Consider the following 19745-nt stretch of genomic DNA (forward strand, 5'->3'; position numbering starts at 1 on the left):
GCTATTGTAAATTGAAATCGAATAGTTATCGAATGACTACACTACCGCCGAATAATGTTTTCTTGTTGACTTTTTTGGGATCACCATAAACAATCACATCGCCGCCAGCCTTAATATTCACATCTACAGACTTTGTGGCGTGAACTTCAACCTCACCACCAGCTTGCACTTTGACGCTGGTGTATGCTGTGATAAGATCCTCGTTTTCTATGATACCACCAGTATTTACTACTACCTGCTGATTATTGACTTTACCAGATAATTGAATGATACCCCCTGTTACCGCACGTACGTCGAGATTGTCAATACGAACACCAGCCTTAATGGTAGCACCTTCTTGAACGCGCAATTCTAGATCGTCCTGTTCCATTAGTTCGTTAGCATAAATGATGGAACCTTCATTTGCATCAATGGTTTTGATGTCTGTGTAATAAACAGTGATAAAAGTGTTTTGACCATCAAAGATCTTATCATGTTTCATGCGTACTTTGAGCAAACCATCACGCTCTACAAACTCTACATCATCACCATCGCGTCCTTGAAAAAGTATCTTGTTCTCGTCTGCCTTTACCAGATTAACCTTTATCAAATCAAATGTTTTGATCGTCTCAAATTCGTCGATGGCTACCTCACGATCCTGTGCAATTGCAACGATTGTAGATAACAGAAATACAGCTATACAAATAAATTTCATGATGTGTGTTTTTATAAAGATGCAGCTAGTAAGGAATTGTTACAGTTGTAGATAATACACTATCGCTTCACAAAGTTAAAATCGATGGTTTCCACATCATTAACTACTTGAGCCTTGAGCGTGTCACCAGCAATCCAGTAGTGAATCTGAGTAGGGAAATCCAACGCTGGATTAAATACTGAAATACTGTCCTGCTTGAACTCAAGCGAGGTGAGCGTTGCAGTGCTATGATTTGTACCTTCTACAAATAATGTCCATTTATCGGTTTTGGTGATCTTCATCTCTTCCCTAAAGATGGTATCGCCATCTCTCATGGCATAGGCAAACCCTTGATAACCATCATCTGTTTTAGTCCATTCTTCATAGGATTGTCTTCCTGCTGGATCATCCGTACGTTGCCAGCTGCCCAATATCCAATCCAATGACTCTGGATCATTGTTGCTGCAGGCGCAACATAAAACTAATAGAATAACGCTTAATTTTCTCATGATCTAATGTCTATAACCTTTCCAGGTACCGCCATAACGATACTCTGGTAAACTTTGATGTTTCTCCGTACAGCTCTTACAACAAAATACCCATTCTTTACCACTTGTAAGCTGAATGCGGTACAACGTGGTGTGCTCCTCACCGCAAGTATGGCAGATTTTGGTTTTCACTATTTCTGGTTTTCAACTTCAGACTTTGCACCGACCATCCAGAAATCTAGGTGTTTCTTAACAAGATCTGCATTCTTAACTTTTACATAAACCTCATCACCTAGACGGTAAGCATTTTTAGTCTTGCGACCTATCACGGCAAACTCTTCTTCTACATACTCATAGGAATCATCGTCTAGATCGCCTAGACGTATCATTCCTTCGCATTTATTCTGTATGATTTCTACATAAATTCCCCAATCTGTCGCGCCAGAAATAACACCTAGGAATTCTTCATCTGCATGATCTTTCATGTACTTGACCTGCATGTATTTGATGCTGTCACGTTCTGCTCTCGTGGCTAGTATTTCCATGTCTGTACTATGCGTACATTTCTCTTGGTATTCTTCTTCATTGACTGGTTTACCACCATCTAGATAATGCTGTAATAATCGATGTACCATCACGTCTGGATAACGTCTTATTGGGCTGGTAAAATGCGTGTAGTAATCAAAGGCAAGACCGTAGTGGCCTATATTCTCGGTAGAATACTCTGCTTTTGACATGGTGCGTATGGCAAGCGTATCGATCATATTTTGCTCCTTGCCTCCTTTTACATCTTCTAATAATTTATTGAGTGATGCAGTGACTGTCTTGCGATCACGTAGGTCTAATTTGTGACCAAAACGTGTTACAAATTGCGCTAGAGCCGTCAACTTCTCATCATTAGGCTCGGCATGGATTCTATAAACAAACGTGTGTTTAGGCGATCGCTTACCTATAAAGGCTGCTACTTTGCGATTAGCTAGTAGCATGAACTCTTCGATTAATTTATTAGCGTCCTTGGAAGTTTTAAAGAACACACCAGTCGGCTCGCTATTCTCGTTAAGGTTAAACTTCACCTCGGTCTTATCAAAACTCAATGCACCATCTTTCATACGTTGTGCACGCATTACTTTGGCGATTTTATCTAACGTTAAAGTTGCTTCTGTGATTTCAGGTTTGATTTGAGTACGCTTTCGCGAAAGCGAGATATCCTCAGGAATATCACCTTTACCAGTTTCTATGATATGTTGAGCTTCCTCATAAGCAAATCGCTGGTCTGAATGGATGATCGTGCGACCAAACCATTCTTTATAAACCTTACCGCGATCGTCCATTTCAAACACGGCTGAAAATGTCAACTTATCCTCATGTGGATTCAGAGAACAAACGCCATTTGACAGAACCTCAGGCAACATAGGTACCACGCGATCTACCAAATAAACTGAGGTTGCACGCTCGTAAGCTTCACTTTCTAATACGGTGTTAGGTTTGACATAATGCGATACATCGGCAATGTGGATTCCTATTTCATAACGGCCATTTTCTAGTTTCTTGAACGATAGTGCATCGTCAAAATCCTTAGCATCTGCTGGATCAATGGTATAAGTAAGTGTCTCGCGCATATCACGTCTCGACGCGATTTCTTTATCTGTAATGATTTTATCCAGATTATTAGCGTGGGTTTCTACCGCCGCAGGGAATTCATAGGGTAAACCATATTGAGCAAGAATTGCATGAATCTCCGTATCATGCTCACCTGGCTCACCAAGTATTGCTTTTACAGATCCAGTAGGTGAATCCTGTTTCTCGTTCCAGTCCATAAATTCGACGAGAACGACTTGACCATCCTTGGCATTGTTGATCATCTTTTTAGGGATGAAAAAATCTGTCTGGATTTTGTGATCTGTGACGTTTACAAAAGCAAACTTGTCGTGTACCTGTATGGTACCCACAAATTCGGTTTTATTGCGCTTTATAATCTTGGTAATCTCACCTTCTGGTTGCTGGCCGCGACGCCTGTGATATACATATACCTCGACTTCATCACCATTGAGTGCCTGACCCAATGATCTTCTAGGAACCATAATATCTTCCTGCAGCTCGTTAGTTATAACATAACCGGTACCACGTGAACTGATGTCAATTTTACCTGTGTAGTAATCAATTGCTTTAATAAACTTGAACTTGCCACGATCGACTTCTTCAATTTTACCTTTAGATTTGAGTAAGTGTAGTTTTTTAATGACCTGATTACGGCCGCTCGCATCCTTTATACCCAGTTTGGCACAAACCTGCTTATAATTAAAGGTTTGGTCTGGATTTGATTTGAGTGTATTTGTTATGGATTGGGTAAGATTAGGGAACTTAGACTTACCGCTTTTTTTCTTCTTTTTCATATGTGGTAAAGTTACTCAATTACAAATGACAGTCTTGTTTAAGAAAACTAGTAGGAAAAGTCACACTACTTTATCATTACCTTAACATCTCTAGTTCAGTATGTTTTATCTTTGTTAAACTTATGTCTGCTCTTACGGTCATAGGTTCAAGAAATGAAAATAAGACAACCCTCAAACCCTGGAAAGTTTGCATTTTACTTATTTCTGTTCATTTTTCTATCAGGAATAATTATCATGTTTTCTTTAAGTAGTGACATACTCAACGGCATATAGCCGATGATTTAGGAACGCCCTTTTTCTATCAACAACTCAAGCCTTCATTATGAAGGTTTTTTTGTTTCCCACTGTTATCAACATTTATTAATAGTATCATTTTTCTTTTTTAAAAATTTAAATAAAATATAGTGATGATGATGTAGTGTGAATAGCGGTATAAGTTCTGGGCTTATAATTAGGTATTAGAATTTCTAGAGAGTTATCCTCAAATACACACAGGTTATTGACAGGCTATATGCTTCATTATCATATAATTTTCACATTTTGATAACAGTTGTCAATAAGTATTAAGGCTGATTAAATGTTGAGAAACTAGCATTATTTTTTTGTTGAATAAGCCATCATTTACATCTTAAAATTATCTGAAAATCTCGTGACTTATATTCTTGCTTATTCAGAAAATATTTTCATATGAATTTTAAATCGGATTATCCTAAAACTTTCTTTGAGATAATATGAACATGTTATCTGGTGTTTATCAATCGTGTAAAAGCATCATTGTTTATATCATGATAAACTGTTTATTACTGCTATTTTTGTGATATTAAACTCTACCCATGAATATATCTATAGGTAATGACCACGCCGGTCCAGATTATAAGAAAGCTATAGTATCCTTCTTGCAAGATACTGGACATCAAGTCACTAATCATGGGACTGATGTGCTGGATAGCGTCGATTATCCAGATTTTGCACATCCTGTGGCACAAGATATCGCAGCTGGTAATAGTCAACTGGGTATCGTTATTTGTGGTAGTGCACAAGGTGTTTCCATGACTGTCAACAAGTATGAAAAAGTACGTGGAGCCGTTTGTTGGAGCAAGGAGATTGCACAACTAGCTAGAGAGCATAATGATGCAAATATTATATGTATCCCAGCACGTTTTACTAGCATACCTCAAGCGGTTGCTATGGTAAAGACCTTTATTGATACACAATTTGAGGGCGGCCGTCATTCAAGACGTGTGGATAAGATCAAGTGTTCCTAAATATAGATGGAAAGAGACGGCTTACACAAACGCTATTTTGAACTAGGTAATGAACTGCCTGATATCTACCCTAGCAAAAGCTTTCAAAATCACTGCTACTGGCGCATAGCTCTGGATCAAGTAATTAGCGATAAGTGGAATCATAAACTCGACAGCCCAGCTTATAAAAACTTATCAGACGAGCAATTGCAGCAAGTCATAGAGCTTCTAGAACATTATAAAGATGATGAAGTTTTATTGGAAAAACACAATAAGCAGTCGCTGCGCTATCGTGGTAAAGTGTAGTTAAGACCGTCAACATTTATCTGACAACTGCTACTTTTACACCATGAGAAAAGAGGCCAAAATCATCATACATCAATTGCGCACTGCCGTGCATCCACAAAAAAAACTGATGGAAATATGGCGTGAGCTAGAAGAATATGATGAGGACGATAAGCAGGAAACCCTAGACGATCTCGATACAGAGCGTCAAGATCTCATGGCTCGCGGTGATGAGGATTTTGGCAACATGCTCGAGAAAATCATTACTGATATACGCATTGGCGTCAAGCCACCCAAGTTCAACAACGTGCCTAAACGTTTTTAGAACATGCAGTTTCAATTCAAAAAATTTAACGAATTAAGCCTGCAGCAGTTGTACGATCTACTACAATTGCGCAGCGAGGTTTTTGTGGTCGAGCAGGATTGTGTTTACCAGGATATAGACGGCAAGGATCACAAGGCCGTCCACGTTTTAGGTTATGATTGTGAATTACTTGCGGCATACACCAGGATTTTTCAAGCAGGCGATTATTTTGACGAGATCAGCATAGGTCGAGTGGTGGTGCAGCAGCATTATCGCAAGTCTAATTATGGTAAACTTATCATGGAAGCTAGTATGGATCACGCTTTCGCGAAAGCAAAATCACCAATAAAAATATCTGCACAGCAATATTTGGAGCGGTTTTACACAGATCTAGGATTTGAGGCTACCGGTAAAAAATATCTGGAAGACGGCATACCACACATGGAAATGATAGCGTATCCTAAGAATTGATCGCCGGTTTACTGTCATAGTATTTCTTTTTTAACCAAAAGGATAGCCTCACCAGCAATATCAAGGCTGGCACCTCAACTAGTGGTCCAATAACACCAGTAAACGCCTGACCAGAATTGATTCCAAAAACCGCTATTGCCACGGCGATTGCCAGCTCAAAGTTATTTCCGGCAGCCGTGAAAGATATAGCCGCATTCTGATCATAGCTAGCGCCATTCCATTTACTCACAAAGAATCCTATCAAGAACATGATGGCAAAATAAATCATGAGAGGCACTGCAATGAGCAGCACATCAAAGGGTATCTCGACGATCATTTTTCCTTTTAGCGAGAACATCACGATGATGGTAAACAATAAGGCAATTAATGTAATGGGACTTATTGCCGGTAAGAATTTGTTTTCATACCAATTCTTTGAGAAAACAGGAACTAGAATAAGCCGACTCAAAAAACCTAGCGCAAATGGTATTCCTAAATAGATAGCCACACTCACAGCAATCGTGGACAGTTCAATATCAACGATAGCGCCGTCTAATCCAAAATAAGGCGGCAATACCGTGATAAATAACCACGCATAAAAACTATAGGCAAATACTTGAAAAATACTGTTGAGCGCCACTAAAGCAGCGCCGTACTCTTTGTTACCGTCAGCAAGATCATTCCATACCAATACCATGGCAATACATCGAGCAAGACCTATCAATATCAATCCAATCAAATACTCTGGATGGTCCTGCAAGAAAATAATCGCGAGCACAAACATTAATACAGGTCCTATGATCCAGTTGAGTAATAGTGAAATACTCAGGATTTTTACATTGGTAAAGACTTTTGGTAGCAGCGCATAATTGACTTTGGCCAGCGGTGGATACATCATGAGGATCAATCCTATCGCTATAGGAACATTAGTAGTGCCATAAGAGAATTGATCGATGATGGACTCAACATCTGGAATGATGATGCCTAGTAAAATACCTATTGCCATGGCCACAAAAATCCAAAGGGTTAAATACCGACTTAAAAAATCCAGCTTTTTTCTCGCTGCCATATTATTTAATTTGTTTGAAAACGTACTTCATCTCGGTGGCGATCTGCTCGCTGCGCTTGCGGTACACTTGGTTTTGTAGATCTGTCCCATCAGATGATTTAGGATCTTCATAAGTAACAGCGATACGTTTATAGGCACCAGGAATAAAGGGACAACCTTCATCTGCTTGTGAGCAGGTCATCACGGCTACAAAACCGCTTTTTGGATTTTCATGATGATCATACACTTTAGAAAACAGTACAACTGGCGATTCTTCTGGATCTATTGATAAATGATATACTGGATTTGCGCTGGTATCCAGTGGTTCAATGAGAAAACCCTGATGAGTTAATGTCTCGACAATTTTAGGATATACCGCGGTAGCCTCAGTACCGCCGGAATAGGTAATAATATGGTTGATATCATAATATCGCGCCATCGCCGCTGCCCAAACTTGTCCTAGATGACTGCGTCTAGAATTGTGAGTACATATAAAGTTGAGACGAATGGCTGTGCCTTGATCTTTTTGTTCCTGGATATAGCTCGTTAGTTGATTCAAAAGTCGCTTACGATCAACTGGGATAGTATCTATTTTTAAGTGATCTATTAAGTGTTTTAATGTCTTGTTCATATCAACAACATCCAGATCCTGGCGCGCAGGAATTTGATTGTATTTGCGATAGGCGTACACGAGGCTTTTCCTGTGGTATGCCACAGGCGTCCATGGCTAGACAAGCGGTTTTTTTGTTGGTTAGTATATAACCATCAGCTGTGGATTCTAGATTGTAGATACCTATGGTCTCAACTTGATATTCTACCTCGACAGGTACATCTGGCAGTCTAAGTTTTTGAATAGAAAGTTCAATGATGGATACCAGTTTCTCTGGGTGTAGTCTGTGGTCATAATCATCTGCTTCCCATAATTGTAGTTTGATCGTCGTTTCCTCTCGTTCCTTACCACCGCAATCGATAAAATGACGATGATTTTTACCTACCTCGGTCACGTGAAAATGTGTTGGCACCATCTGGCCGTTTTCCAACTGAAAAGAGATGGTTTTCCTCGACTTCAGGTCAAATAATAATTCTGATAATTTCATCGTGATGTTTTTAGCAACAATTGATTTTTTCCTTTGCTGGTGTATTTAAAAAAGTACCCAGCGTATCTTGTAATTGCGACCATACTGCTTGATTGATACAGTAGCACGTGCTCGTACCAGTAATCGTTCCTTGAATAAGGCCAGTCTCTTTCAATGCCTTTAAATGCTGTGAGATCGTAGCCTGCGCGAGGCCTATTTCTAGAACAAGGTCGCCGCAAACACAGGTTTCACGGCTTACCAGATGCTGGATAATTGCAATCCTAGCTGGATGTGATAACGCTTTCGCGAAAGCGGAAACCACCAACTGTTCACTGCTGTAATTACTAATCTTAGTTGCGCCCATATTCATCGCAATATTACGATGAAAGAAACAAAATAAAAATTAATGGTCGATTTTTGTGATGTACAATTCTACGCGACGGTCGTCCCTATCGCTGCCACCTAAAGGCCTACTGCGACCGTAGCCCTTATGCGACATACGTTTTGAAGCGACGCCATTCTCATTGAGTAGCCTAAAAATAAGCTCGGCACGTGCGCTAGATAGATCAGACCGCATAGTATTACGATTGAGCGCATCAGGAAATCTAGGATTGATGCAGCACACATGACCACGTATCTCAAAATGAATATCAGGCCTAGCTACTAGTATCTCAATGACGCGTCGTAGCAGTGGTATGGAACCTGGATTGATAGTCGATCTACCTTTTAAAAAATGGATATTTTCTAGCTGTATCACTTCACCAACCTCTATGTCTTTGCGCAATAGCGACTTGAACGGCTCTTTATAATCTTTGTTTACAGGCGGTTTGATGTTAGTAGGAATATTGAGATACATATCAGTATCTGCAATGGTGATCATTTGTTGGGAGTTGATGTTTTTGCGCACTCGACGTGCTACTTTTTTCTCGTATTCATCGATTACAGCAAGCTCATCGGCAGTAAGATCAGATCGTTTGATTTTCTTAATTTCAAGACGATTGGCTACAACCTTAGGAAGAAGAAATTGAATATCCACGCGCCTATTGCGAGCTCGTGTGCGCGCAACTTCTTCTGGAATTCCTGAATCCACAAGAGCAATTTCACCTAAACCTTCAATATGTTGGAATATATAGTTGAGATTGATGTGATGGTACTGCAGCCATTTAGTCACCGCAACCACTCGGTTTGTGGATAGTTGCTGGTTGTAATCTATGGTGCCACGATCGTCACAATAGCCTAGAATACGTACTTCCAGCACGTTCTTGTATAGTAAATTTTCAAATAAGGAATCGAGAGACTTGATCGACTCGTCCCGCAATTCATATTGATCAAGATCAAAAAAGACGCTGTGTTCTATCGTGAGCTGTGCGCTGCTTGTTGAAGCAAGTAGCAAAAACACGATATGTAGCGCCCAGGTTTTCATTAGCTCAAGATGCGTTTATATTCTTTGGGATTATCTAATACCTTAATGGCTTCTTGAATTTCAGGGCCGTACTTGAGTTGATATTCATACAAGCCATCGCGATAAAAATAACGCTTGACGATCTCGTCAGTGAGCAGGCTCATGATCTCGGCCTTTTTATCCTTAATGTCTCCTTTTTTGGCTTCCTTGATCGCCTGCACCATGGTCTGGTAGCTTGCATCAATGTCGTCATCCAGTTGTTCATTGGCTGCTGTTTTGTAAGCTTTCGCGAAAGCTGACTCTGTAACTGTCTCAAAATCAAAACCACGAGCCTCAATCCATGCGATGAAGTCTGCAAAATCTTGATTACTCAATTTAATGTCATCTATACTCGCATACTGATGGTTGTAATAATAGTCAGTCGCATAGTCAAATATGGCATTATCACGCAATAACGCGGTGGTAATAGGCGAGTAGGCAGCGCTCTCCATCTTAATATCGGGATCGATGCCGCCACCATCATATACCGTACGGCCGCTGTTGACCGTCTTGTAAGCGTTGTAATCTTCCTTGAGCGTGCGCACGGCATTGCCATCTGCATCGCGGTTCCAGTAATCCAGCGCCTGGATGCATCTACCACTAGGCGTGAAATATCTAGAAATGGTAATCTTTACCTGTGTTCCATAGCTCAACTCACGCGGACGCTGTACGAGGCCTTTACCATAACTGCGTGCGCCTATCACGACACCACGGTCATAATCCTGCACGCTACCGCTCACAATCTCGCTGGCACTGGCGCTGCGGCCGTTGATGAGAACCGCTAACGGTATATCTGCGTCAAAGGCTTTCTTTTTTGTCAAATAGGTGCGGTTGTACTTCTCGATAGAAGATTGTGTACTGGTAATGAGTTTATCCTTAGGAATAAAGAGGTTTGAAACATTCACGGCCTCGCTCAATAAGCCACCAGGATTACCTCGCAGGTCCAAGATAATTTTTTGCGCACCTTGCTCCTTCAAATCACGTATCGCATCACGAGTTTCTCTTGAGGCTTTCTCGTTGAACTTTGCTAAAATTACATATCCTATATCGCTGGTTGCCATACCATAAAACGGTACCGCTTTAATATCTACCGCAGCACGTTCCAGCGTGGTGCTGTTTGTTTTACCTTGTCTAGTGTAGGTTACCTGTAGCTTTGTACCGGCAGAACCCTGTAATAGTTTTCCAGCATTATCCTCATAATCTGCGATCTTGATACCATCAATTTCCAGGATTTCATCGCCTGCCTTAAGGCCTGCCTTATCGGCTGGATAGTCTTTCCAAGGCTCAACGATTATCAGTTTGTTTTCCGTGGTGCGCACATTGGCACCTATACCTGTGTAGGCACCTCGCGAATTAATACGCGATTGCTCTACCTCTTGCTCTGTCCAGTATTTTGTATAAGGATCAAGATCAGACAACATGCCTTCTATGGCGTTGTCCATAAGATCTGCAGGATTAGTCTCATCAACATAGTTCATGTTGATTTGTTTATACATCTCTGTAAAAATCTCAATCTGCTTGGCAATTTCAAAGAAGTCATTCTTGAAACTTGCTAGACACAACAGCATCGCACTTCCTAAAATGGGAAGCAGAATTTGACGCTTAATTTTTACTGTGGTATGCTTTCTTGCCAAAATCGGTATCTTAAATTAATTGTTAAAGATACTGAAAACGCTGCTATACAGGCATTTGTTGTTCTAGAAGCTCAACTTTTGGCGTCCGTTAATCGATGTAATTCTTTGATAACGTTATGTACTAGCTTATTAATTTGCTCCTGATCAGGCATTTTATGAGATTGATAAATCCACATAAATTTAAAATGCTGTGTTACCAATAGAGGTAGGTCGTGCTGTTGCAACCTGTAGGATTCACGCATCAAGCGTTTGATTCTATTGCGGTCAACAGCTAGTTTATGAAAGCGTTTAGGCACTGTAAAAGTCACCTTGTTTTCATCAGCTCCTTGATCTTGAACGTACTTCAGTCGCAATGCACCCTTGCGAACGGAAAGACCTTCTATAAAAAGGCGATCAATATCCTTTTTACGTTTTAGTTTTTTCTCTCTGCCCAAAGTGAATTTCATGTGGTAAAGGTAGTGGGTTCGATAGGATCGCTTATAAAAAAGCCAGCTCATCGAGCTGGCTTTCTAAATAAAATAGATTATTTCCTAGTTCTCAAGCGTGTTATTCTCGCGATTAACATCTGCCATCATTTGTTTTGGGTCGATGGTGATCGATGAAACGTCTGCCGCATCAATACCAGGCAGTGTGAGATTATAAGTAGGGAAAGCCCACGGCCAGTCTGCCTCAACTTTCCAGTCGCTAGGTACTTCTTTCTCACCACGCATCATGCGTAATGGTAGGTAATACATATATTCATCGCCACTTTTAGTAGTTACCTTGATATCCAGTGGCATAGGCATGAGTCCCTTTCGCGAAAGCGTAACCACAGCATTACCAGAATCATTGACCACAGCATCAACACTGTAGTCAATCGTATTTGTAGTTTGCGTCCAGTCTGTATGATACCAGTCCAGTTCCATACCGCTCACACGCTCTGCCACGCGCTTGAAGTCGTTAGGCGTAGGGTGTTTGAACTTCCAGGTGTCATAGTATTCCTTGATGATCTCGTCGCGCACCTCATCGCCTACTACATAACCCAATTGTGCGAGATAGGTAGCACCTTTAGAATAAGCACTAACGCCATAGGCAAAGTTGCGCTCATAGCGATCTGCATGCGTCGTTTGTGGTTGCTCAACGCCACTGTTCGCTAGTCTAATATAACCTGCATATGAACCTTCATTGGGATTTTCTTGACCCTCATTCTTAATCTCATCCATGGCAAGATTAGAAATGTAGGTAGTAAAACCTTCATCCATCCACTCATGTTTTGCCTCGTTAGTAGCCAGTATGTGGTTGAACCATGAGTGCGCAAACTCGTGAGCGGTGACACCAGCTAGACCGTCGTAACTGCGCTCTCCAGTAATAAGCGTACACATGGCATACTCCATACCACCATCACCACCTTGCAATACAGAATATTGTTTGTACGGATACTGGCCTATGTTCTCATTGAAGAATTGGAGCATCTTGTTGGTATCTGGTTGCAAGCGCTTCCAGTTCTCTTTCAAATTATCTTTGTTTAGGTAAAAAAAGTGCAGGTCAACACCATTGGCGCCTTTGTAAATATCATGCACATAATTAGGGTCTGCTGCCCAAGCAAAATCATGCACCTTAGGTGCTTTAAAGTGCCAGGTCAGTTTGCCATTCTCGCCCTTAGCAGGACCAGAGTTGGGCTTGTCATAGCCGTGACCTATTTCTTTTGGGTTTTGTAGATAACCAGTACCACCTACAGTATAGGATTTGTCCATGGTGAGTTTTACATCAAAATCGCCCCAAACGCCGTGAAATTCACGACCTATGTAAGGACTAGCGTTCCAGCCGTCTATATCAAATTCAGCGATTTTAGGATACCATTGCGTCATGGATAGTGCGACGCCTTCCGCATTATTGCGGCCGCTACGTCTTATCTGTACAGGAACTTGGCCATTAAAATCAAGCTTAAACATAGTGCTTTGTCCAGGTTTCAACGGCTTGGCAAGTGGCACGACCAGAATGGTCTCTTCTTCTTTAGGATTGAGCGTCATACCATCTTGAGTCATGTTGCTCACATGCAGGTAACCTATTTCATTAGGTTTTAGCGCAACAATTCGAGAGCCTACACGACCATCAGGATCTTGAATGCTGCGCGAGCGCACATCCATCTCACTACCAGGTTGGAAGGCGTTGAAGAACAGATGATAATACACCTTATCCAGTGTTTCTGGACTGTTGTTGGTATACACCAGAGTCTGTTTACCGTCGTATTGATAGTTGTCGACATTCATGTCAACGTCCATTTTATAGTCAACCTCTTGCTGCCAGTAATTAGGCATATCAGGGTTTTGAGCCATCGGTTTACTGGTCTCTTTAGTAGAACTACAGCTGGCCAAAACTGCCGCCGCGAGTATTAAAAAAGTTTTTTTCATGAATCCTGTTTGTTAAAGCATAAAGATAAGGATTTGGCTGCACCTTGAATTGATCTTAGTATTGGGAATCATTTGGGCGTTTCCACCCAAACTTTGGGTGGTCGGGCTTTACGCTACAAGTCCTCGCTTACTCCCGATAGTCATCGGGATCGCTGTGGGCTTTTCACTGCAATCCCTAACGCTTGTATTATAGGTGATAAATGCATTGTATGAATGGTTATAAAGATTTTAAGTTGGTTTTCGTAGGATTCCGCATCAAGTGCGAATAATAAGAAGAAAAACCTTATCGTTTGCTAAGGTTTTAACTGTGAGCCAGGTGAGTTTCATTTGATGGCTCAAAAAATTGACCAATTTCCATTGTTGATTTTAAAAGCTTGAAGAACAAACGATGTAAAGATTCCGCATCAAGTGCGGAATGGATAATAAAAAAAGACCCTAGCGTTAACTAAGGTCTTTACCGTGGGCCCACCTGGGCTCGAACCAGGGACTTTCTGATTATGAGTCAGATACTCTAACCAGCTGAGTTATAGGCCCTCAAAATATCGCAGCGCGATATACTGATTAAAAAGTCTGCAAATTTAAACTTTATATCAAATCTACCCAACTATTCCTGTATTTCCTGACATAGTTCTACTAGGACGCCGTTGGTACTTTTTGGATGTATGAAAGCCACTAGTTTATTATCGGCACCTTTCTTAGGCTCTTTGTTTATTAAGGTAAAACCTTCGGACTCCAATCGTTGCATTTCTGCATGGATGTTCTCTACCGCATAGGCCACATGGTGTATGCCTGTGCCGCGTTTTTCTATATGCTTTGCGATGGCACTATCATCGCTGGTGGCTGCAAGTAATTCTATTTTATTCTCACCAGCCGTAAAGAAGCTAGTAATGACATGCTCACTTTCTACCGCTTCTTGCTTGTAAGGTTGACGTCCCAGCAGCTTTGTGTACAAGTCGTTTGCCTGTTTAAGGTCCTTAACGGCAATTCCTAAATGTTCAATTTTACCTAGCATGTCTATCAATTTTGCCAGCAAAGATATTTTAATTGAACCAAGTGCTTTTGAAATACAAGCCAATTACATCAGTAAGAATAATATTTAAAATTACTTGCGTTAAGGATTGAAGAGGAAATCCTTTTTATAGTATGCGCAGCAAAGCACACCATAAAAAGATTGTAGCGCAAAGCCTGACCTGGCCTTTTTCTGGACAGGTAACGCCCAAATGATTATGATGCGAGATTGAATTACCTTTGTAGCATGGAAGAAACTCAACGTCAAAAAAAAATTGCGGGAATTCTGCAAGAGGATATCTCTAGTGTGTTGCAGGAAAAAATGCGCCAGAATGCGGTGAAGAATCTGCTGGTATCTGTGACTAAGGTTACGGTGACGCCTGATCTGGGTTATGCTAAGGCTTTTGTATCTGTTTTTCCTGCTAATAAGGCTGATGCGGTGATTGAGGAGATCAAGGAAATGACGGGTGAGATACGCCATGAGGTGGCTGCTAGGGTGCGACACCAGTTCCGTAGGATGCCTGAGCTGCAAATTTATAATGATGATAGTTTGGAATACATGGATCAAATTGATCGCGAGCTCAAGGGCGAGAACAACCCAATTGAGAATCCTGATATTTTACCGCGACGCAAGAAGTCTTAATTGAACATCTCGTACTACATAGCGCGACGTTATCTGGTTTCCAAAAATGGCAAGAATGCCATTAACATCATTAATATTCTAAGTTTTATCATAACAATCGTGGGAACGGCGGCACTATTTATTGTGCTTTCCGGTTTTAGCGGGTTGAAAGATTTTAGTACCAGTTTCAGCGGTTATTTTGATCCTGACTTACAGGTCACTGCGGTTCAAGGAAAAACGGTACAACTCACCAATGACCGACTAGAATCATTGCTCCAGACAGACGGCGTCGATGTGGTTGCTGGTGTGATAGAGGAAAAAGCGTTTCTCAACTATGACGAGAAAAATGACATCGCTTTTATAAAGGGTGTTCCCAACAACTACACGCAAATTATTTCTACTGACTCTATCTTGATAGGCGGCAGCTGGCTGACTGATAGCGATCCACAAATTGTTATTGGTGCTGGTATCGCTACTGATCTATCGGTTTTTGTAAATGACTATAGCTCTTTCCTGCAAATTATGGTACCTAAACCTGGCGAGGAAGCGCTTAATGTGATGAACTTGAGTAGATCATTTCGCAAGCTGGATGCTGTTGCGGTAGGTATGTTCTCAGTCAATGAGGAGCTGGACAACAAGTACATCTTTATTACTCTGGATGCTGCTCGCGCGCTTATGGGTTATAATGAGAATACGGTGAGCGCCGTAGAGATCAAATTATCAGAGCCTCAAAAAGAAGATGAAGTACGTCAGGCAATCGCCAGTATTTTTGAAGAGGATATTATTATTAAAAATAAGCTGCAATTAAATGGAGCACTTTATAAAATGCTGAATAGCGAGAACCTCGCGGTTTACTTGATTTTTACACTGGTGTTGATCATCGCCCTGTTCAATGTGGTAGGCTCGATCATCATGATGATTCTTGATAAGAAAAAAAACTTAAAAACATTGCTAGACCTTGGCGCGCAGGTAGGTGACTTGCGTAAGGTGTTCTTTATTCAAGGAACGCTCATGACGCTGGCTGGTGGCTTGATTGGATTATTGATAGGCGTCGCTTTTGTTGTCCTACAAATCGAGTTTGACCTCGTTTATATCGCGCCAGGATTGCCTTATCCTTTTGCTATGGACTGGACTAATGTGATTGTGGCACTTTCTACTATTGCGGTTTTAGGTATGATCGCGAGTTATACGGGTAGTCGTCGTATTAATGATCGATTGTTGTCTCAGGCAAAGCTGTAATCACCAAACTCCTGTAGCACCTCATCAAACGCATCAAATACTCCTTGTGGATCGTCACTAGTCACCATTTTCATGCGGTGTTGCTTGAAGTTAGGGATGCCTTTGAAATAATTAGTGTAGTGCCTACGTGTTTCAAAAACACCTAGTTTCTCACCTTTCCAAGCGATGGACATTTCTAAGTGACGTCTCGCAACTTCAACACGTTCTTGCATGGTTGGTGGCGCCAGATGTTCACCTGTTTCAAAGAAATGCTTGACTTCTCTAAAAAACCACGGGTAACCTATGCTCGCGCGTCCTATCATGGCACCGTCAAGCCCATATTCATCGCGCATTTCAAGAGCACGTTCTGGTGTGTTGACATCACCATTGCCAAATACAGGAATGTGCATGCGTGGATTGTTCTTAACATCTGCAATGGGTTTCCAGTCAGCGTCGCCTTTATACATTTGAGCGCGTGTGCGCCCGTGAATACTGATGGCCTTAATGCCTACGTCTTGTAATCTTTCGGCAACCTCAACAATTTTAATGCTGTCGTGATCCCAACCTAATCGTGTTTTCACGGTAATAGGCAAATTGGTGTGCTTAACCATGGCAGCAGTGAGCTCTACCATGAGATCGATGTCCTTAAGAATTCCAGCGCCAGCACCTTTAGAAACCACTTTTTTAACTGGGCAGCCGAAGTTGATATCAATAATGTCTGGTTTGGTGCGCTCAACAATCTCTACAGATTGCAACATGGATTGCATGTTAGCTCCAAAAATCTGAATCCCTACTGGACGCTCTGTCTCATAGATATCTAATTTCATGGTACTTTTTGCAGCGTCGCGTATGAGGCCTTCACTAGAGATAAATTCTGTGTAAACCACATCTGCACCATTTTCCTTGCACAGCGTGCGGAATGGTGGATCACTCACATCTTCCATAGGTGCGAGTAATAGTGGGAATTCAGGAAGTTCTATGTCGCCTATCTTGACCATAGTGCAAAAATACTATATAAATAGGTCGTCTAGAATCCTGAGGTGCGCGTTCCTGTGCGTTCCTGATCTTCTGGAGTTGCCACATCGCGATTAGAAAGCCTGAAGTTTCCAAATTTATAGGTAAAGCCTAGTGCAATGGTATTGGTTTCTGGTAAGGCTAGGAACCTGTTGTCCTGATTAAGGTATCTAGAAACTAGCGGCTGGTTCTGGCTCAAGAACAAGTCGTTGAAGTTGAGTGTTACTGCAGCACGGTTATTCCACAATGATTTGTAGAAACCTACACTCGTTGTCAATTGATCTTTGAACTCATAAGAGCCGCTCAAATAATTTGTCAAGTAACCAGCTTGCACATCGACACTAAAGGTGCGATCCTTACTCAAGGTAATGCGATTGAAGATGTTGAGGTAAAAACCAGTTACATCCAACTGCTGCTTGACGCCACCAGATTGTACTGCGGTAAATTCGTTCTCCATATAAAACAAGCTAGACTGCGCCTGTAAAAACCAGGATTGATTTAAGTATTGGATGGTGGTAAAGTCCAGACTGTACTGCAACTCATAATCCAGGTTTGCATTTTGTGAATTGAGCGTAAAATTGTCGTTGTTTTGAAAAGGTAATATGGCTAACGCATCGTTTGTCCTTGTGTAATACAGGTCAAAAATATACTGTCCTTTATGCGTCCAGTTGAGGTTTACCTTATTGGTAAAGGCTGGCTGCAGGTTAGGATTACCTGTATTGACATTGTTGTCGTTTATAAAGTAAGAGAATGGATTTAAACTCTCGTATCGCGGTCGTTCAATAGACCTCTTATAACTTAAGGTAAAGAGGTTGTTTTGATCTGTTTGTTTAGTCAATGATACGTTAGGGAATAGCTCAAAATATTCTTGAGTATTGACTTGTCCTAGAGAGCGGCTATCTCCTTCTACATCGGTTTGTTCTGCACGTAATCCTAGAGATAGCGCCCAGTTTTCCCAGTCGCGATCTAATTGCAAATATGCGGCATAGATATTTTCATCATAGATGAAGCGGTCAGACAACTGGTCTCTAAATTCTCCAGAACCACCATTTGTATCAAAAAACAACAGTTCACTTGTAGAATTAACATCAGAATATTTAAGACCAGCGCCTACCACATAGGCGCCAAATGTATTGCTAAAGTCTAGCTTACCCGTGCCGATATTGATATCCTGCAATGCATCTGTAAAGAAGCTATTAGTTCCCGTAGTATCTCCATTTTCATCAAAAAATCTACTGGATAGATCCTGAGTCTGGTCGCGGTCTGTGAAGATGTAATTTGCCTCTAGAGACAAGGTACCGCTACCTTCATTGAAGGTATTGAGCCATCCAATGTTTGCAAAACCATTATTTCTATTTCTTGTAAGATCAGAGTCTGTATTGAAACCGTCAAATGTAAATGAGCCAGAAGGTAGTATAAAGGTCTCCACATCAGTATCGATGTCTTGATTTTGATTTACCGTAAGATTTGCGTTGATGCTCAAGGAATTGTTCTCGTTTAGAGTAAAATCTAGTAATGTGTTAAAGTTATGAGCATCGCTCACAGTTTCTTTCTCAAAATCTGTAAACCATCGTGAGTTGCGTGATCCATTATCGTTGAAAAAGCCTATTTGGGACTCATCTAGTTTAAAATCCTTTCGCGGATTGTAGTTGTAGTTAAAGTAAACGTTGATCCAATTATTCTTATAGAATTGAGAGGTTCCTATCTGGTATTTGGCAAAGCGATCAATTGTGTATTCTCCATTGATTGATCCTTTATAACCTAGCGAGATACCTTTGCTAGTGTTTATATTGATCACCGCGGCACCTTCTGCATCATAGCGTGCTGGTGGATTTGTAATTACCTCGACGCTTTTGATATTATCGGCGCTGTAACCAGTCAATAGCTGGTTGAGCTCATCGCTCGTCAAATAAACACGCTTGTTATTAATGTAGATAACTGCTGGTGAATTTTGCACCATGTAACTTCCATTCATCTCAAAAATCCCAGGTGTTTGTTTTAGGATGTCCTGCGTGTTCCCGATACTTAAAGAACTGTTCTCTACATTAAATATGAATCGATCTGGACGCTTTTCTATAGTAGGTCTGCGCGCGGTAACGGTTACGCCTTCTAGCTGCTCTGTATTTTCCTGTAAAATTAAATCTGTGATGTTGAGATCTTTGTCGATAGTTAGCTTTCGCGAAAGCGGAATCATTCCAACAAAACTGCTCACCAGAGTGTACTCACCAGTATCAATGACGTTGATTTCAAATCGCCCTGCATCATCTGTTATCGTGGCCTTATAAAAAGTGCTGTCAGGCATTTTATATAGCAATACATTGGCATAGGGAAAGGCATTTTGATCGCTATCTTTTACCGTGCCTGTAAGTTCATGTTGTGCAGTGGCACTAATGCATAGTAAACCGAGTAGTAGAGAGTAAAATAATTTCATACAGCCGCTAAATTAAGCAATGTAAG

At 41.1% G+C, this 19745-nt stretch carries 21 protein-coding genes and 1 tRNA gene; 6 read left to right on the forward strand and 16 right to left on the reverse strand.

All coding sequences use genetic code 11. The features are described 5' to 3' along the window. Positions 1-25: 25 nt before the first annotated feature. Genes EJ995_RS02470 through rnr form a run of 4 tightly spaced genes read right to left on the reverse strand, consistent with a single transcriptional unit; the run spans position 26 to position 3554 of the window. Positions 26-694 (reverse strand): head GIN domain-containing protein, encoded by a 669-nt coding sequence (locus tag EJ995_RS02470; protein ID WP_126445279.1) that lies wholly within the window; start codon positions 692-694, stop codon positions 26-28. A 59-nt stretch (positions 695-753) separates the two neighbouring features. After that, entirely contained in the window at positions 754-1182 is a 429-nt protein-coding gene (locus EJ995_RS02475) for a DUF6265 family protein (RefSeq protein WP_126445280.1), read from the reverse strand. 3 nt (positions 1183-1185) lie between these two features. After that, positions 1186-1353, reverse strand: a complete 168-nt coding sequence (locus tag EJ995_RS13125; RefSeq protein WP_164549862.1) for a hypothetical protein — start codon at positions 1351-1353, stop codon at positions 1186-1188. Next, on the reverse strand, positions 1353-3554 hold the full coding sequence (gene rnr / locus EJ995_RS02480) for a ribonuclease R (protein WP_126445282.1): 2202 nt from the start codon (positions 3552-3554) through the stop codon (positions 1353-1355). Before rnr ends, EJ995_RS13125 begins: the two co-directional genes overlap by 1 nt. An 833-nt stretch (positions 3555-4387) precedes the next feature. Here rnr and rpiB point away from each other — a divergent pair. From rpiB to EJ995_RS02500, 4 genes are read left to right on the forward strand one after another with little or no spacing between them, the layout of a single operon-like run. After that, on the forward strand, positions 4388-4819 hold the full coding sequence (rpiB, locus tag EJ995_RS02485) for a ribose 5-phosphate isomerase B (RefSeq protein WP_126445284.1): 432 nt from the start codon (positions 4388-4390) through the stop codon (positions 4817-4819). Positions 4820-4825: 6 nt separating this feature from the next. Then, positions 4826-5104: an acetyltransferase gene (locus EJ995_RS02490; protein WP_126445286.1), complete on the forward strand. Its 279-nt coding sequence runs from the start codon at positions 4826-4828 to the stop codon at positions 5102-5104. Positions 5105-5147: 43 nt separating this feature from the next. After that, positions 5148-5408 carry a hypothetical protein gene (locus EJ995_RS02495; protein WP_126445288.1) on the forward strand — a complete coding sequence of 87 codons (261 nt, stop codon included), beginning with the start codon at positions 5148-5150 and terminating at the stop codon, positions 5406-5408. A gap of 3 nt (positions 5409-5411) precedes the next feature. Continuing rightward, complete coding sequence (locus EJ995_RS02500; protein ID WP_126445290.1) at positions 5412-5858, forward strand: GNAT family N-acetyltransferase; 447 nt, start codon at positions 5412-5414, stop codon at positions 5856-5858. Here EJ995_RS02500 and arsB read toward each other — a convergent pair. From arsB to mce, 10 genes are all read right to left on the reverse strand, one after another. Next, entirely contained in the window at positions 5848-6906 is a 1059-nt protein-coding gene (gene arsB / locus EJ995_RS02505; protein WP_126445292.1) for an ACR3 family arsenite efflux transporter, read from the reverse strand. The genes EJ995_RS02500 and arsB overlap by 11 nt on opposite strands. Position 6907: 1 nt before the next feature. Further along, the gene (locus tag EJ995_RS02510) at positions 6908-7516 is read right to left on the reverse strand and encodes an arsenate-mycothiol transferase ArsC (RefSeq protein ID WP_126445294.1); all 609 of its coding nucleotides are present in this window, start codon (positions 7514-7516) and stop codon (positions 6908-6910) included. A gap of 1 nt (position 7517) precedes the next feature. Continuing rightward, the gene (locus EJ995_RS02515; protein ID WP_126445296.1) at positions 7518-7982 is read right to left on the reverse strand and encodes a DUF6428 family protein; all 465 of its coding nucleotides are present in this window, start codon (positions 7980-7982) and stop codon (positions 7518-7520) included. 10 nt (positions 7983-7992) lie between these two features. Continuing rightward, positions 7993-8325, reverse strand: coding sequence for an ArsR/SmtB family transcription factor (locus EJ995_RS02520; protein WP_126445298.1), 333 nt, complete (start codon positions 8323-8325; stop codon positions 7993-7995). 39 nt (positions 8326-8364) lie between these two features. Further along, a complete protein-coding gene (locus tag EJ995_RS02525) occupies positions 8365-9384 on the reverse strand; it encodes an OmpA family protein (RefSeq protein ID WP_126445300.1) in 1020 nt (339 codons plus the stop codon). Next, positions 9384-10970 carry a S41 family peptidase gene (locus EJ995_RS02530; RefSeq protein WP_126448844.1) on the reverse strand — a complete coding sequence of 529 codons (1587 nt, stop codon included), beginning with the start codon at positions 10968-10970 and terminating at the stop codon, positions 9384-9386. Before EJ995_RS02530 ends, EJ995_RS02525 begins: the two co-directional genes overlap by 1 nt. A gap of 137 nt (positions 10971-11107) precedes the next feature. Continuing rightward, the gene (gene rnpA, locus EJ995_RS02535; protein ID WP_126445302.1) at positions 11108-11482 is read right to left on the reverse strand and encodes a ribonuclease P protein component; all 375 of its coding nucleotides are present in this window, start codon (positions 11480-11482) and stop codon (positions 11108-11110) included. Positions 11483-11566: 84 nt separating this feature from the next. Further along, the gene (locus EJ995_RS02540) at positions 11567-13426 is read right to left on the reverse strand and encodes a M1 family metallopeptidase (protein WP_126445304.1); all 1860 of its coding nucleotides are present in this window, start codon (positions 13424-13426) and stop codon (positions 11567-11569) included. 460 nt (positions 13427-13886) lie between these two features. Next, positions 13887-13960 (reverse strand) — tRNA-Ile (locus EJ995_RS02545). Between the two features lie 70 nt (positions 13961-14030). Next, positions 14031-14438, reverse strand: coding sequence for a methylmalonyl-CoA epimerase (gene mce, locus EJ995_RS02550; RefSeq protein WP_126445306.1), 408 nt, complete (start codon positions 14436-14438; stop codon positions 14031-14033). 243 nt (positions 14439-14681) lie between these two features. Here mce and rbfA point away from each other — a divergent pair, with 243 nt between their 5' ends. Together rbfA and EJ995_RS02560 are read left to right on the forward strand one after the other, a co-directional pair. Next, entirely contained in the window at positions 14682-15077 is a 396-nt protein-coding gene (gene rbfA, locus EJ995_RS02555) for a 30S ribosome-binding factor RbfA (protein ID WP_126445308.1), read from the forward strand. Further along, positions 15078-16295: an ABC transporter permease gene (locus EJ995_RS02560; protein ID WP_126445310.1), complete on the forward strand. Its 1218-nt coding sequence runs from the start codon at positions 15078-15080 to the stop codon at positions 16293-16295. On the opposite strand, the gene dusB is transcribed toward EJ995_RS02560, so the two are convergent. Beyond that, the gene (dusB, locus tag EJ995_RS02565) at positions 16280-17272 is read right to left on the reverse strand and encodes a tRNA dihydrouridine synthase DusB (RefSeq protein WP_126445312.1); all 993 of its coding nucleotides are present in this window, start codon (positions 17270-17272) and stop codon (positions 16280-16282) included. The genes EJ995_RS02560 and dusB overlap by 16 nt on opposite strands. 29 nt (positions 17273-17301) lie before the next feature. Further along, positions 17302-19719 (reverse strand): TonB-dependent receptor domain-containing protein, encoded by a 2418-nt coding sequence (locus EJ995_RS02570; protein WP_126445314.1) that lies wholly within the window; start codon positions 19717-19719, stop codon positions 17302-17304. Positions 19720-19745 lie beyond the last annotated feature (26 nt).

Source organism: Nonlabens ponticola, from assembly GCF_003966335.1.
In the GTDB taxonomy this organism is placed as follows: Bacteria; Bacteroidota; Bacteroidia; order Flavobacteriales; family Flavobacteriaceae; genus Nonlabens; species Nonlabens ponticola.

Excerpts from the sequence above, each read along its gene's own strand:
- EJ995_RS02470 (WP_126445279.1), bottom strand. The coding sequence starts at position 694 with ATGAAATTTATTTGTATAGCTGTATTTCTGTTATCTACAATCGTTGCA.
- EJ995_RS02475 (WP_126445280.1), bottom strand. The coding sequence starts at position 1,182 with ATGAGAAAATTAAGCGTTATTCTATTAGTTTTATGTTGCGCCTGCAGC.
- rnr (WP_126445282.1), bottom strand. The coding sequence starts at position 3,554 with ATGAAAAAGAAGAAAAAAAGCGGTAAGTCTAAGTTCCCTAATCTTACC.
- rpiB (WP_126445284.1), top strand. The coding sequence starts at position 4,388 with ATGAATATATCTATAGGTAATGACCACGCCGGTCCAGATTATAAGAAA.
- EJ995_RS02490 (WP_126445286.1), top strand. The coding sequence starts at position 4,826 with ATGGAAAGAGACGGCTTACACAAACGCTATTTTGAACTAGGTAATGAA.
- EJ995_RS02495 (WP_126445288.1), top strand. The coding sequence starts at position 5,148 with ATGAGAAAAGAGGCCAAAATCATCATACATCAATTGCGCACTGCCGTG.
- EJ995_RS02500 (WP_126445290.1), top strand. The coding sequence starts at position 5,412 with ATGCAGTTTCAATTCAAAAAATTTAACGAATTAAGCCTGCAGCAGTTG.
- arsB (WP_126445292.1), bottom strand. The coding sequence starts at position 6,906 with ATGGCAGCGAGAAAAAAGCTGGATTTTTTAAGTCGGTATTTAACCCTT.
- EJ995_RS02510 (WP_126445294.1), bottom strand. The coding sequence starts at position 7,516 with ATGAACAAGACATTAAAACACTTAATAGATCACTTAAAAATAGATACT.
- EJ995_RS02515 (WP_126445296.1), bottom strand. The coding sequence starts at position 7,982 with ATGAAATTATCAGAATTATTATTTGACCTGAAGTCGAGGAAAACCATC.
- EJ995_RS02520 (WP_126445298.1), bottom strand. The coding sequence starts at position 8,325 with ATGGGCGCAACTAAGATTAGTAATTACAGCAGTGAACAGTTGGTGGTT.
- EJ995_RS02525 (WP_126445300.1), bottom strand. The coding sequence starts at position 9,384 with ATGAAAACCTGGGCGCTACATATCGTGTTTTTGCTACTTGCTTCAACA.
- EJ995_RS02530 (WP_126448844.1), bottom strand. The coding sequence starts at position 10,970 with ATGCTGTTGTGTCTAGCAAGTTTCAAGAATGACTTCTTTGAAATTGCC.
- rnpA (WP_126445302.1), bottom strand. The coding sequence starts at position 11,482 with ATGAAATTCACTTTGGGCAGAGAGAAAAAACTAAAACGTAAAAAGGAT.
- EJ995_RS02540 (WP_126445304.1), bottom strand. The coding sequence starts at position 13,426 with ATGAAAAAAACTTTTTTAATACTCGCGGCGGCAGTTTTGGCCAGCTGT.
- mce (WP_126445306.1), bottom strand. The coding sequence starts at position 14,438 with ATGCTAGGTAAAATTGAACATTTAGGAATTGCCGTTAAGGACCTTAAA.
- rbfA (WP_126445308.1), top strand. The coding sequence starts at position 14,682 with ATGGAAGAAACTCAACGTCAAAAAAAAATTGCGGGAATTCTGCAAGAG.
- dusB (WP_126445312.1), bottom strand. The coding sequence starts at position 17,272 with ATGGTCAAGATAGGCGACATAGAACTTCCTGAATTCCCACTATTACTC.
- EJ995_RS02570 (WP_126445314.1), bottom strand. The coding sequence starts at position 19,719 with ATGAAATTATTTTACTCTCTACTACTCGGTTTACTATGCATTAGTGCC.